The sequence below is a fragment of the Tessaracoccus zhenghani genome (assembly GCF_054552775.1).
On sequence record NZ_CM137275.1, the window covers coordinates 2,724,451 to 2,737,296 of the forward strand.

Sequence of the window (12,846 nt, forward strand, 5' to 3'; positions counted from 1 at the left end):
AGTAACTGGCGGGGATCCCATGCGACGTGGTCAGTCCCACGTGAGGATGACCTTGCCGGACCGGCCATCCGAGGCGACCTCGAAGGCTTCAGCGAAAGACTCGGCCGGGAACCGGTGCGTGATCACGCCGGAGATGTCCAGGCCGGAGCGGATCAGCGCGTTCATGGCGTACCAGGTCTCGAAGATCTCGCGCCCGGTCACGCCCTGGATGGTGAGCATGTTGAAGATGATGGTGGCGAAGTCGACGGTGAGTTCCTGCGTCGGCGACCCCAGCAGCGCGATGCGCCCACCGTGCGTCATGTTGTCGATCATCGAGCGCAGCGCGGGCCCGGAGCCGGACATCTCGAGGCCGATGTCGAAGCCCTCCACCATGCCGAAGCGCTCGTAGACGTCCTCCAGCCGCTCCACCCCGGTGTTCACGGTCGACGTGAGCCCCAGCGAGCGGGCCAGTTCCAGCCGCTCGTCGGACAGGTCCGTGATCACCACGTTGCGGGCGCCCTGGAACTTGGCCACCAGCGCGGACATGATGCCGATGGGCCCGGCGCCCGTGACGAGCACGTCCTCAGCCAGCGCGGGGAACTGGAGCGCGGCGTGCACGGCGTTGCCGAACGGGTCGAAGATGGCGGCCACGTCCGGGTTCATGCCGTCGGGATGCACCCACACGTTGCGGGCGGGCATCACGAAGTACTCGCAGAACACGCCGTCGACGTGGTAGCCGATGCCCTTGTAGTTGCGGCAGAGATGCCGCTTGCCGGCCAGGCAGGCCCGGCAACGCCCGCACACGTAGTGCCCCTCGCCGGAGACGAACTGGCCCACCTCGAGGTTGGTCACCGACGAGCCCAGCTCCACGATGTCGCCGCAGAACTCGTGCCCGATGATGCGGGGGCACTTCACGTTCTTCTCGGCCCAGCCGTCCCAGCGGTCGATGTGCACGTCGGTCCCGCAGATGCCGGTGCGCCGGATCTTGATGAGCACGTCGTTGGGGCCGGGGACGGGGATGGGCATGTCCATGAGCTCCAACCCGGGGCCGGGAGCTGTCTTCACCAGGGCCAACATGTCAACCATCGTGGCACGCCACCCGCGCCGCCTGCGGGCGCCCTGCCGCAACGAGCGTCCACCTTCACCGGACCGCCCGCGATCCCGCATCTGCGAGGTGCGGAAACCCCTGGCATTGGGCCGAGGCCCGGCTTAGGCTGGTGGCAACCGAGTGTGAAGGAGGCTCCCGTGGCTCACGGCGACATCACCCACATTGACATTCCGGTCTCAGACCTCAAACGGTCGCAGGATTTCTACTCCACCTTGTTCGGGTGGGACATCCAGGAGTTCCCCGGTTTCGAGGGCTACCCGATGTGGCGCGCCCCCAACCAGATCAGTGGCGGCGGCCTCGCCCCGCGGGGCGACGGCTTCACCCAGCCCCGCTCCTACGTCGAGGTGGATTCCATCGACGACACCCTTAGCGTCGCGAAGGACCACGGCGCCACGGTCGTGATGGAGAAGACCGAGGTCACCCCCACCAGTTGGTTCGCCGTGTTCGAGGACCCGGACGGCAACCCCATCGGCCTCTACGAGGGCACCACGTAGGAGATCTGGGTATGTGCCGCAACATCCGCCCGTTGAACAACTTCGAACCGCCCGCCACGCACGACGAGGTGCACGCCGCCGCGCTGCAGTTCGTCCGCAAGGTCTCCGGCACCACGAAGCCGAGCAAGGCCAATGAGGAGGCGTTCAACCGCGCCGTCGAGGAGGTCGCGCACATCACGCGCCACCTCCTGGAGGACCTCGTGACCGTAGCGCCGGCGAAGAACCGGCAGGAGGAGGCGGTGAAGGCGAAAGCCCGCTCCGCGAAGCGCTTCGCCGCCACCGGCTAGACCCCTCCCCGGCTACCCTGCAGGAATGCCGCGCACCCAGCCCCCGAAGCACAGCGCCGGCTCGCTCCTGTGGCTGGGCGCGGGACTGGCCTACCTGTCCATCCTCGTCCCCGCCCTGCTGGGCGGCGTCGGGGCGGCGCTGGTCCCGTGCAGCGGTTTCCTCTGCAACGTCGGCTACGCCTTCCTGGGCGCCCTCGCCGGCGCGGCGCTGGGCGTGGTCGTCGTGGTCTTCCTGGCCGCGAGGCTGGGGCTGCGCTGGTGGTTCGTGCCGGTCCTGCTCGCCGTGGCCGCGGTGGGCGTCGCGCTCTTCACGACCTTCGACGGCGTGCCCGAACGCACGGGTCTGCTGTTGGCATTCCTTGCGCCGGTGGCGGCGGCGTTGACGGCCTCCGGGCTGAAACCCCGGCGGCTCCTCGTCGGCGCCGTCGCCCTGCTGGCGGCGATTGCGGTGGGGGTGGCGCTCCTCACCCTGGGCGATCACCTGGACCGCCAGAGCCAGTTGCAGCAGCGGGCCGAGAAGTTCCGGACGACCACGCTGCCCCTCGTCGCGCCCATCGGCATCGAGGCGCCCGAACTCCGCCTGGTCCTGGCGGAGCCGGAGCAGGTCATCTACGACCTGCGCACGCCGGAGCACACGGGTTGGCTGCGCATCGTGCTGGAGCCCACCGCGGTCCGGGAATGCGGCGAGGGCAACGTCACCGACCTGGGGGACGACATCTTCGCTTCCGGGGAGGGCCGGTCGTTCAGGCGGGTCTGCCGCGAGTTGGGAGAGGTGGACGCGGAACTGTGGCCCGACGGCGGCGACAGCGACTGGGGCTCAGACGAGATGGTGGAGGTCGCCAGAGCGCTCGAGCCCGTCGGGGCCCAGTGGTTCGCCGACCATCAGGGCAGGTGAGCCCTGCTCCTGGTCTGTGGCGATCAACAGCGGCACGGCAACCTTGTCGCCCACCGGAGGCGGTTGAAGGTCAGCATCGGCCGCAACCCGAACTCCGCTGGGGCTGCCCCACGGACCGCCTAAGGTTGTGAATGACGCGAGGAGGCACCATGAGCGGCGCAGCTGAAGTCCACGTCGGAGCAGAACTCCGCCCCACCAAGATCGAGTTGCTGCAGGGCTGGCTGCCGCGGCAGCACTGGTTCTTCGGCGACGCGGGCAGGCTCGAACGCGTCGCCAACTTCCGCCTGGCGGACCCTGACGGCGAGGTCGGGCTGGATTCCATGGTGATCTCCGACGGCGTGCACGCCTACTTCGTTCCGGTCACCTGGCGGGCCGCCCCGCTGGACGGGGGAGACCTCATCGGCACCCTCGAGCACTCCGTGCTGGGCACCCGCTACTGCTACGACGCGGCCACGGACCCGGTGTTCATGGCGGAGTTGGAGCGTGTCATCCGGGAGGCGGACGGCCAGGCGGATGTGCACGACCACGATGGCAACGTGTTGCCGCTGGTCATGGACGTCCACGGCAGCGGCGTGGTGCCGGGCGAGGGGTCAGACGCGGAACTGGAACTGGTGCGGGTGCTCGAACGCTCGGCCGACGTGCCCGGCGACGCGCTCGGCACGCTCATCGCGGACTGGACAGACGACGCCGGCCCGCGCCACGACCTGCTCGCGCTCCTGCGCTGAGCTTCACCCCTGGATCACGGGCGCACAGACCAGCTGTCGTCCGCCGGTCGCCCGGCGGCGATGACGGTGCCCTTGCCCTCGGCGACGGCGCCCCAGTTGGGGAGTTCGAGGACCGCCACGGCCGACGTCCGCATGGGGACGGAATGTCCGGTGGACAGCCCGATCAATTCCTCCAGCGCGGGGTTGTGCCCCACGAGGATCACCGTCGACGCAGAGCCCGGTAGCGCGGAGACAGCTTCTGCCAGTTCCTCCCCGTCGAAGGTGTAGGCGTCTTCCGAGTCGATTGTTCCTGAGGCGGGGTGGAGATGTGCGGACAAGATCCCCCAGGTCTGTTGGGCCCGCGTCGCCACAGAGACGAGGGCGAGGTCCACCCGGGTGAAGGTCTCGCCCAGCCAGTGGGCGGTGGCCGTTGCCTGGCGAACACCCCTGTCAGAGAGTGGACGGCGGCGGTCCGGGACGTCCGTGTGCCAGTCGGATTTCGCGTGCCGGACGAGAATCAGCGTCACTGCCATGCCTCCACCCTAAGCACGGGAAGGGGATAGTGGAAAAGTTAGCGAAAAGAGACATTTGTTAGCGTGAACAGGCCTGGACCGGTGGCTAGGTTGGAAGTGTTCACCGGCTAGACGACGACGCTGTCGCGAGGAGCGACGTTGAGAAGTGTCGTCGCAAACGAAGGAGACACATGTTCAATCGATCCCGTCAACACGTAGCGGCCCTCGCCGCCCTCGGCATGGCCAGCGTCGCCCTGCTCAGCGCCTGCGGAAACGGCGATACGGAACCCACCGCCGGCACTGACGGCGGGAGCACCGTCGCCAGCGAGAGCCCCGCGGGCGAAAGCCCCGCGAGCAGCGAAAGCCCCTCCGGCAGCGAGAGCGCCGCCGCAGACCTGTCCGGCACCACCCTCAACGTCGTCGCCGCCTGGTCCGGCGCGGAGCAGGCCAACTTCGAGGCCGTCCTCCAGCAGTTCGAGGACGCCACCGGCGCCAGCGTGACCTACACCAGCTTCGGCGACAACGGCCCCACCTACATCTCCGGCCAGCTCGAGGGCGGCACGCCGCCCAACGTCGCCGTCGTGGGCCAGCCTGCCCTCATGCAGCAGCTCGCCGCTGACGGCAGCATCATGCCGCTGTCAGACGACGTCAAGGCCGCCGTCGAGGAGAACTACTCGCAGTCCTGGCTCGACCTCGGCAGCGTGGACGGAGAGCTCTACGGCGTCTGGTTCAAGGCGGCCAACAAATCCACCATGTGGTACAACGCAGACCTCTGGAGTGAGGCCGGGGCAGATCCCGCCGCCGCCGAAGACTGGGAAGGCTTCCTTGAGCAGCTCGGCCTGATCCGCGACGCGGGTTATGCCGGCATCTCCGTGGGCGCCGACGTCGGCTGGCCGCTGACGGACTGGTTCGAGAACGTCTACCTGCGCACCGCCGGCCCCGAGATGTACGACCAGCTCGCCAACCACGAGATCCCCTGGACGGATCCGTCGGTCAAGGAGGCTCTCGACGTGCTGGCCCAGCTGTGGGGCACGGATCTGGTGCAGGAGGGCGGCGCCCAGCGCGGCTTCCCCGAGTCCATCACTGAGGTCTTCGGGGCTGACCCGCAGGCCGGCACCGTCTACGAGGGCGACTTCGTGGCCGGCGTCATCACGGAGGACGGCAACTCCACCGTCGGCGAGAACGCCCTGTTCTTCGACTTCCCGTCCGTCAACGGCTCCGAAGCGGCAGTGGTGGGTGGCGGCGACGTCGCCATCCAGTTCACCGACGACGAGGCCACCAACGCCCTCATGGCCTACCTCGCCTCGCCCGAAGCCGCTTCGGTGTGGGTGCCCCTGGGCGGCCTGACCTCGCCGAACAACGGTGTCGACACCTCGCTGTACCCGGACGACACCTCCCGCCAGATCGCCGAGGCCCTCGTGGGTGCGGAGGCGTTCCGCTTCGACATGTCCGACCTGACGCCCAGCGCGTTCGGCGGCACGCAGGGCCAGGGCTTCTGGCAGGAAATGATCACCTTCTACGAGAACCCGTCTGATGTCGACGGCACCATGCAGCGCCTCGAGGCTGCTGCCTCGTCGGCATACGGCGGCTGACAAGGCCTCCGGTGACTGCTGTAGTCACCGCGCCAGAGCGTCCGAGGACCGGGGATCACAAGCCCCGGTCCTCGGGCCGCTTGAAGCGCGGGTTGATCATCGCTTCCTTCCTGGCGCCGGCCCTCGTGGTGCTCGGCGCCCTCGTCGCCTACCCCATCGTGTTCACCCTGGTGCGCTCGCTCTACGACAGGAGCGGGGACAACTTCACCGGCTGGCAGAACTACGTGACGATGTTCACCAACGACACCACGTTCACCGCCATCCGCAACAACATCATGTGGGTGCTCGTGGCCCCGGTGATCTGCACCGTCCTCGGCCTGATCTTCGCGGTGCTGTTGCAGCGGTTGAAGTGGAAGACGGCCTTCCGGCTGATCATCTTCATGCCGATGGCCATCTCCATGCTCGCCGCCGGCGTCATCTTCCGCGGCCTCTTCCAGGAGAACCCGCAGCTCGGTGCCGTGAACGCGGCCATCGTCGGCGTGCAGAACACCTTCACGGACACCGCCAACTATCCCGGCGCCAACCCGCGCAAGGACGTCGGCCTCACCGCTGAGGGCGGTATCATCAGCACGGAGTCGACGGTGGGCACAGGCACCGTCGTGGACCTGCCGCTGATCGGCATCCGGCAGAACAACCTCCCGGCGACGGCGGAGGGGGCCGTCGCGGCTCCCGAGGCCGGCGACGACCAGATCTCCGGCACCGTGTTCCTGGACGTCATCCCCGGCGGGGGCGGCACGCAGGGTGCCCTCGAGGAGGGCAAGTCCGGTCTGCCCGGCATCCGCGTCGACGCGGTGGCCGAGGACGGCTCCATCGCCGGCAACGCCACCACGGAGCCCAACGGCACCTATGTGATCGAGGGGCTGGATCCGGGGGGGAATTACCGGGTGGCGCTCCCTGCGTCGAACTTCGGCGAGGGCGCGCAGGGTGTGTCCTGGTTGAGCTCCACGTTCATCAACGCCGTGGTGATCCTGTCCTACGTGTGGATCTGGGCGGGCTTCGCGATGGTGATGATCTCGTCGGGCCTGTCGGCGATGGACCCGTCGCTGCAGGAGGCGGCCCGGATCGACGGCGCCAACGAGTGGCGGGTGTTCACCCGCATCACGGCGCCGCTGCTCGCCCCCGTTCTGGTGGTGGTGTTCGTCACGCTGATCATCAACGTGCTGAAGATCTTCGACCTCGTCTACGTCATCCCGCCAGGCGCCTCGAAACCCGCGGCGAACGTGATTGCAGTGGAGATGTGGACGGTGTCGTTCGGTGGCGGTAACGACTACGGCCTCGGCTCCGCACTGGCCATCCTGCTGTTGGTGCTGGTGCTGCCGTCGATGATCCTGAACATCCGCCGCTTCCGAGAGGAGCGCGGACGATGACCGTCGAACTCAGCATCGTGAAACCGAAGCTCACACCGGCGCAGAAGGTGTTGCGCGTCTTCAACAACTCGATAGTCAACGTGGTGTTGGCGGTGGTGGCGATCTTCTGGCTCGTGCCCACCGTCGGGCTGCTGCTGACGTCGCTGCGCAGTTCCGGCGACAACTCGGCGTCGGGTTGGTGGAACGTGTTCACCGCGCCGGCCCAGCTGACGCTGGACAACTATGCCAACCTGCTGTCGAACCCCACCATTACGGGCTCCTTCTGGAACACCGTCGTGATCGCGGTGCCGACGACGGCGCTGGTCGTGATGATCGGGGCCCTGGCCGGCTACGCGTTCGCGTGGCTGCAGTTCCCCGGCCGCGACTGGCTGCTGATCGCCGTCATCGTGCTGCTCGCGGTGCCCATCCAGGTGGCGCTGATCCCGCTGGCCCGCCTGTTCGGGCAGTTGGGGATCTTCGGCAGTGTGCTGGGCGTGATCCTGTTCCACGTGGCGTTCGGCCTGCCGTTCGCCATCTTCCTGCTGCGCAACTTCTTCACGCAGTTCCCTTCGGAACTGCTGGAGGCGGCGAGGGTGGACGGCGCGTCGGAGTGGCAGATCTTCTTCCGGATGATCCTGCCGCTGGGCCTGCCGGCCATCGCGTCGTTGGCGATCTTCCAGTTCCTGTGGACCTGGAACGACATGCTCGTGGCGCTGATCTTCACCAACGCGCAGTCCATGCCGTTGACCGTGGCGATCCAGTCTCAACTGAGGCAGTACGGCTCGAACATCGACGTGCTCTCGGCGGGTGCCTTCCTGTCGATGATCGTGCCGCTGATCGTGTTCTTCGCCTTCCAGCGCTACTTCGTGCAGGCCCTGTTGGCCGGTTCGCAGAAGTAGCCACACAGCACGTCCCCTGCGCCTGACCCGGGCGCAGGGGACGTTGCTGTTGGTTCAGTTTCGGATGATCATCGCCTGGCCGCCGTAGGCGGGCAGCTCGACGGTGAACCCGCCGAGGTCGTCCACGGTGCCCACCTTGCGTCGGGTGGACAGGTCGAACACGCGGCCGCTGGGCAGCTTGTCGGACTGCACGCGGGCGCTGAGCTTCTCGCCGCCGAAGTTCAGGGCGGTGATCTGCGTGGTGCCGGTCTCCAGCTCGTTGACCATCACGAGCAGCGCCTTGTCGCCCACTTCCGGCACGTCCACCAGGGCGCCGGTGGGCAGACCGTTGCGCTTGCGCACCTTGAGGACGGCGGCGAGCCGGCTCGCGAACGACGTCTCGCGCTTCAACTGGTCCGGCACCGAGCCGTACAGCGCGCGGGCCCGCGGCATGCCGCTCGCCGACTTCTTCGCGTCCGGGACCACTCCCAGCAGGTCGTAGGCGCCGCGCTCGATCCACCGGGTGTCGCCCATCGCGGTGAGGGCCTTGACCTCTTCGCGGTCCAGCGGCAGCGCGCCGACGAGGTCCCACCCGGAGAGGGCGAACACCCCCGGCTGCCACGCGTTGAACATGCACAGCAGCAGGTGGGCGTTCGAGATGCGCCGCGCCTCGCTGTCGGAGATCGCGTCGAGGTCCGTGAACCCCAGCGAGGCCGCGACGATCGACGCGGTGGTGCTGGCGATGCCGTTGGTGGTGAACAGGGAGTTGTACGGGGCCGCCGGTCCCGTCAGCTTCTCGCGCATCGTCTCGCGGACGTGCTCGGCCAGCTCGCCGCCGGTGTAGGTCTGGCCGCCGAGGGTGTACTCGTCGTCGCGGTGCGTGGTGGTGAAGTGGACCAGCTCGTAGGTGAGCTCGTCGTGGTTCTGCATGGCGTGCACCAGCGACGCCTGGTCGATGCCCAGGCGCATGGCTTCGCGCAGCACGAGGCGCAGGAACTCGGTGTCGCCCGTGGCCAGCGAGAACTGGGCGGCGGGGCGCGTGATGAAGTCGTAGGAGAGGTCAGGGCCGACGGTGCCGGTGCGGGCGATGTCGTCGATGGAGAGGTTCAGCTCCTGGAAGGTGAACCCCCCCACCTTGCGCACGAGTGATCCGATCAGCTGGTTGGCGGCCAGCGACAGCGGGTGGCCCTCGGACCAGGCGGGGGAGCCGAACGTCTTCTCGACGCCCAGGAAGCCGTTGGCGTCCAGCCGGAGGCCGCGGGAGCCGAGGTCCAGCTGCGAGTGCAGCGCGTCGCCCATCACCAGCCGCATGCCGGCGCACGTGGGGTCGAGCCAGTTGATGGTGGGCTGGCCCTCCTTGAAGTAGTGGAGGTAGACCCAGCGCCGCTCGACGCCCTTGTAGTCGACGATCGGGGGCGTGCAGGACCAGTTGGTCTCCTTGACTCCGGGCTCGTAGAAGATCACCCGCTGGAGAGCGCCGATGATCAGCCCCTCGTCGGAGAGTGCCTGCTCGGCCTCGGGGGAGAGGTTGACCGAATCGCGACCCTCGGGCACGTCGGGCAGCAGCGACCAGTGCTCCGGCGGGATGTCGACCATGTGGAACACCCCCGGGTAGTCACGGTAGTTCAGCTCCGCCAGCCGGAAGTCGGCGCCCTTGCCCGTGTGGCCGGGGACGATGTCGTCGATGATGGTGCCGTGGTACTTGGTGGCGGTCTCGCACATCTCGCGGAACTCGGCCTCGTTGCCGAACAGCGGGTCGATGGCCATCGAGATCCGGTCGAAGTGGCCGTCCACTGACGGGGTGGGCTCCCAGCCGTGCAGGCCGCCGGCCAGCTTCACCGGGCCGGTGTGGACGGCCTCGATCCCGATGCTGGAGAAGGCCTCCCACAGTTCCTGGCTGCCGAGGGAGCCGAGGAAGGACTGCGCCCGGTCCGTCATGTGCGACAGCGGGTAGGCGGTGAACCACACCGAGGCCCGCTGCACCGCCGCGCGTGGGTCCGGGTGGGCGTAGGGGTGGGCCCACATCAGGTGCTTGCCGGCCACCTGGCGCGAGATCTGGTTGGCGTCGTGGAGCATGGATTGCTCCTCGAGCCACTCGACGTAGGCCCGGTTGGCGCCCGAGGCGGTGAACGGCGGGGCGATGGGCCCCTGGTCGTCGGAGCGACGGCGGGCGCGGGGCCGCAGCCGGGCCGGGCGGGCCGCGAACCGCTGCTGGTCGAAGCTTGCCTCGAGCAGTTCGTCGTCGTCGATCTGCTCGGGCACCGGGTTCTCAGGTGTCGTGGTCACCTGCCTTACGCTACCGGTCACTTCGCGCGCGCAGCGCACGTACGGTCTGCCGCGCCCTCGTCCGGGGGCGGGGATGAGGGGATGTCGGTGGAATACAATGGGCCTGAACAAGGTTGAGTGATGTAGACTCAACTTTGTATCCAGAGCGCGGGACTGCGCTTGAGAACTGAACGAGGAGATCCAGCTACATGAACACGGAACGGCTCACGACGAAGTCGCGGGACGCCGTCACGGCGGCGGTCCGGCAGGCTCTCACCAACGGCAACCCCAACACCGAGCCCGTGCACCTGCTGCACGGACTCCTCCTGACTCCTGACAACACCGTCGGCGCCCTGCTCGAGGCCGTCGGCGCCCGCGCTGACCAGGTGGATGGGGCCGCTGTCGCCGCCATCAAGAAGTTGCCCTCCACGTCGGGCAGCTCGGTCAGCCAGCCCGCCCTGAGCGGGCCGTTCGCGCGCGTGCTCGCTGCGGCGGAGACGCTGGCGGATTCCCTCGGCGACGACTTCGTCGCCACCGAACACCTCCTCATCGGGCTGGCCACCATCGCCTCCGATGCAAAGACCATCCTGGACAACGCCGGCGTGACGGCAGACGCGCTGAAGGCCTCGTTCGAGGCCTCCCGCGGGGGTAAGCGCGTCACCTCCGCTGAATCCGAGGGCGGCGAATCCGTCCTCGAGAAGTACTCGATCGACCTCACGGAGCGGGCGCGTTCCGGAAAACTCGACCCGGTCATCGGCCGAGACCAGGAGATCCGCCGCGTGGTCCAGGTGCTGGCCAGGCGCACCAAGAACAACCCGGTGCTGATCGGTGAGCCCGGCGTCGGCAAGACCGCCGTCGTCGAGGGCCTCGCCCAGCGCCTCGTGGCAGGCGACGTGCCGGATTCGCTGAAGGGCAGGCGGCTGGTGTCGCTCGACCTCGCGTCGATGGTGGCCGGCGCCAAGTACCGCGGTGAGTTCGAGGAGCGGCTCAAGGCCGTGCTGAACGAGATCAAGGAGGCCGAGGGCCAGATCGTCACGTTCATCGACGAACTCCACACCGTCGTCGGCGCCGGCGCGTCCGGTGAGGGCGCCATGGACGCGGGCAACATGCTCAAGCCCATGCTCACGCGCGGTGAGCTGCGGATGATCGGCGCCACCACGCTCGATGAGTACCGCGAGCGCATCGAGAAGGACCCCGCGCTGGAGCGGCGCTTCCAGCAGGTCTACGTGGGGGAGCCCTCCGTCGACGACACCGTGGCCATCCTGCGCGGCCTCCGCGAGCGGTACGAGGCGCACCACAAGGTACGCATCACGGATTCCGCGCTGGTCGCGGCCGCCGAGCTGTCGAACCGCTACATCACCAGCCGGCAGCTGCCGGACAAGGCCATCGACCTCGTCGACGAGGCCGCGTCGCGCCTGCGGATGGAGATCGACTCCTCACCGGAGGAGATCGACATGCTCCGCCGCGACGTGGACCGCATGACCATGCAGAAGTTCCACCTCGAGAAGGAGGACGACGAGGCCTCGCGCGAGCGCCTCGCCGCCCTGAACGCCGAGCTCGCCGACGCGCAGGAGAAGCTGCGCGGACTCGAGACCCGGTGGGAATCGGAGAAGTCCGGCCTCAACCGGGTGGGCGACCTGAAGGAGCGCATCGACCAACTGCGCATGGAGGCAGATCGCGCCCAGCGCGAGGGCGACCTCACCAAGGCCTCCACCATCCTCTACGGCGAGATCCCGGCCGCGGAGAAGGAGTTGGCGGAGGCGGAGGCCTCCGACGCCACGCCGTCGATGGTCTCCGAAGAGGTCAGCGCCGGCGACATCGCCGAGGTCGTCGCCGCGTGGACGGGCGTGCCCGTCGGGCGCCTGCTGCAGGGCGAATCCGAGAAGCTGCTCCAGATGGAGGAGCGCATCGGTGAGCGCCTCATCGGCCAGCGGTCCGCCGTCGTGGCTGTGTCCGACGCCGTGCGCCGCTCGCGCGCCGGCATCTCGGACCCGAACCGGCCCACCGGTTCGTTCCTGTTCCTCGGCCCCACCGGTGTCGGTAAGACCGAGCTGGCCAAGGCCCTGGCGGATTTCCTGTTCGACGACGAGACCGCGCTGGTGCGCATCGACATGAGCGAGTACTCCGAGAAGCACTCGGTGGCCCGCCTCGTCGGTGCTCCTCCGGGCTACGTCGGCTACGAGGAGGGCGGCCAGCTCACCGAAGCGGTGCGTCGCCGGCCCTACTCGGTGATCCTGCTCGACGAGGTGGAGAAGGCGCACCCGGATCTGTTCAACATCCTGCTGCAGGTGCTCGACGACGGCAGGCTGACGGACGGCCAGGGCCGCACCGTCGACTTCCGCAACACGCTGCTGATCATGACCTCGAACCTTGGTTCGCAGTTCATGGCGGATCCGCTCCTCGACCGCGAGGAGAAGGAGAAGTCAGTCATGTCCGTGGTGCGGCAGGCGTTCCGGCCGGAGTTCCTCAACCGGCTCGACGAGGTGGTGCTGTTCGATGCCCTGAGCCGGGAGCAGCTCAGCCAGATCGTCGACATCCAGTTGCGGCGCCTCAACGCGCGGCTGGCCAGCCGTCGGATCGCCGTCGAGGTGTCCGACGCGGCGAAGCTGTGGCTGGGTGAGGCGGGCTTCGACCCCGTCTACGGCGCGCGGCCGTTGCGTCGCCTGGTGCAGTCCACCATTGAGGACGACCTGGCCCGAGGCCTGCTGTCCGGCGCGATCAACGACGGGCAGACGGTGCGCTTCGACCGGACGGACGACGGCATCGCCATCGTCGCCTGAGTAGCG

11 protein-coding genes are annotated in these 12,846 nt (G+C 68.3%); 8 read left to right on the forward strand and 3 right to left on the reverse strand.

Annotated features, from left to right (window positions below):
• Positions 1-30 precede the first annotated feature (30 nt).
• Positions 31-1,056: an L-threonine 3-dehydrogenase, zinc-binding type gene (gene tdh, locus ACX1DX_RS12775; protein ID WP_076063151.1), complete on the reverse strand. Its 1,026-nt coding sequence runs from the start codon at positions 1,054-1,056 to the stop codon at positions 31-33.
• Positions 1,057-1,224: 168 nt separating this feature from the next.
• On the opposite strand from tdh, the gene ACX1DX_RS12780 reads away from it, so the two are divergent.
• From ACX1DX_RS12780 to ACX1DX_RS12795, 4 genes are all read left to right on the forward strand, one after another.
• The gene (locus tag ACX1DX_RS12780) at positions 1,225-1,581 is read left to right on the forward strand and encodes a VOC family protein (RefSeq protein ID WP_182762674.1); all 357 of its coding nucleotides are present in this window, start codon (positions 1,225-1,227) and stop codon (positions 1,579-1,581) included.
• An 11-nt stretch (positions 1,582-1,592) separates the two neighbouring features.
• Positions 1,593-1,868, forward strand: coding sequence for a DUF2277 domain-containing protein (locus ACX1DX_RS12785; protein ID WP_182762673.1), 276 nt, complete (start codon positions 1,593-1,595; stop codon positions 1,866-1,868).
• A 25-nt stretch (positions 1,869-1,893) separates the two neighbouring features.
• Positions 1,894-2,763, forward strand: a complete 870-nt coding sequence (locus tag ACX1DX_RS12790) for a hypothetical protein (protein WP_459396895.1) — start codon at positions 1,894-1,896, stop codon at positions 2,761-2,763.
• 149 nt (positions 2,764-2,912) lie between these two features.
• A complete protein-coding gene (locus tag ACX1DX_RS12795; RefSeq protein ID WP_459396896.1) occupies positions 2,913-3,488 on the forward strand; it encodes a maltokinase N-terminal cap-like domain-containing protein in 576 nt (191 codons plus the stop codon).
• 14 nt (positions 3,489-3,502) lie between these two features.
• Here the strand turns inward: ACX1DX_RS12795 and ACX1DX_RS12800 are convergent, their stop codons facing one another.
• Positions 3,503-4,000, reverse strand: a complete 498-nt coding sequence (locus tag ACX1DX_RS12800; RefSeq protein ID WP_459396897.1) for a SixA phosphatase family protein — start codon at positions 3,998-4,000, stop codon at positions 3,503-3,505.
• Positions 4,001-4,170: 170 nt separating this feature from the next.
• Between ACX1DX_RS12800 and ACX1DX_RS12805 the strand changes: the two genes are divergently transcribed.
• The 3 genes from ACX1DX_RS12805 to ACX1DX_RS12815 all read left to right on the forward strand — a co-directional run bounded on the left by ACX1DX_RS12805 (position 4,171) and on the right by ACX1DX_RS12815 (position 7,816).
• Complete coding sequence (locus ACX1DX_RS12805) at positions 4,171-5,571, forward strand: ABC transporter substrate-binding protein (RefSeq protein WP_459396898.1); 1,401 nt, start codon at positions 4,171-4,173, stop codon at positions 5,569-5,571.
• Between the two features lie 92 nt (positions 5,572-5,663).
• On the forward strand, positions 5,664-6,938 hold the full coding sequence (locus tag ACX1DX_RS12810) for a carbohydrate ABC transporter permease (protein WP_459396899.1): 1,275 nt from the start codon (positions 5,664-5,666) through the stop codon (positions 6,936-6,938).
• The gene (locus ACX1DX_RS12815; RefSeq protein WP_076063170.1) at positions 6,935-7,816 is read left to right on the forward strand and encodes a carbohydrate ABC transporter permease; all 882 of its coding nucleotides are present in this window, start codon (positions 6,935-6,937) and stop codon (positions 7,814-7,816) included. Before ACX1DX_RS12810 ends, ACX1DX_RS12815 begins: the two co-directional genes overlap by 4 nt.
• 54 nt (positions 7,817-7,870) lie before the next feature.
• Here ACX1DX_RS12815 and treS read toward each other — a convergent pair whose 3' ends face one another.
• Positions 7,871-10,081, reverse strand: coding sequence for a maltose alpha-D-glucosyltransferase (gene treS / locus ACX1DX_RS12820; RefSeq protein WP_459396900.1), 2,211 nt, complete (start codon positions 10,079-10,081; stop codon positions 7,871-7,873).
• A 188-nt stretch (positions 10,082-10,269) separates the two neighbouring features.
• Between treS and clpB the strand changes: the two genes are divergently transcribed.
• Entirely contained in the window at positions 10,270-12,840 is a 2,571-nt protein-coding gene (clpB, locus tag ACX1DX_RS12825) for an ATP-dependent chaperone ClpB (RefSeq protein ID WP_459396901.1), read from the forward strand.
• The last annotated feature ends 6 nt before the right edge of the window (positions 12,841-12,846 follow it).

What these genes read in the sequence shown, in the direction of transcription:
- tdh (WP_076063151.1), bottom strand. Translation starts at nt 1,056, where the DNA reads ATGTTGGCCCTGGTGAAGACAGCTCCCGGCCCCGGGTTGGAGCTCATG.
- ACX1DX_RS12785 (WP_182762673.1), top strand. Translation starts at nt 1,593, where the DNA reads ATGTGCCGCAACATCCGCCCGTTGAACAACTTCGAACCGCCCGCCACG.
- ACX1DX_RS12790 (WP_459396895.1), top strand. Translation starts at nt 1,894, where the DNA reads ATGCCGCGCACCCAGCCCCCGAAGCACAGCGCCGGCTCGCTCCTGTGG.
- ACX1DX_RS12795 (WP_459396896.1), top strand. Translation starts at nt 2,913, where the DNA reads ATGAGCGGCGCAGCTGAAGTCCACGTCGGAGCAGAACTCCGCCCCACC.
- ACX1DX_RS12800 (WP_459396897.1), bottom strand. Translation starts at nt 4,000, where the DNA reads ATGGCAGTGACGCTGATTCTCGTCCGGCACGCGAAATCCGACTGGCAC.
- ACX1DX_RS12805 (WP_459396898.1), top strand. Translation starts at nt 4,171, where the DNA reads ATGTTCAATCGATCCCGTCAACACGTAGCGGCCCTCGCCGCCCTCGGC.
- ACX1DX_RS12815 (WP_076063170.1), top strand. Translation starts at nt 6,935, where the DNA reads ATGACCGTCGAACTCAGCATCGTGAAACCGAAGCTCACACCGGCGCAG.
- clpB (WP_459396901.1), top strand. Translation starts at nt 10,270, where the DNA reads ATGAACACGGAACGGCTCACGACGAAGTCGCGGGACGCCGTCACGGCG.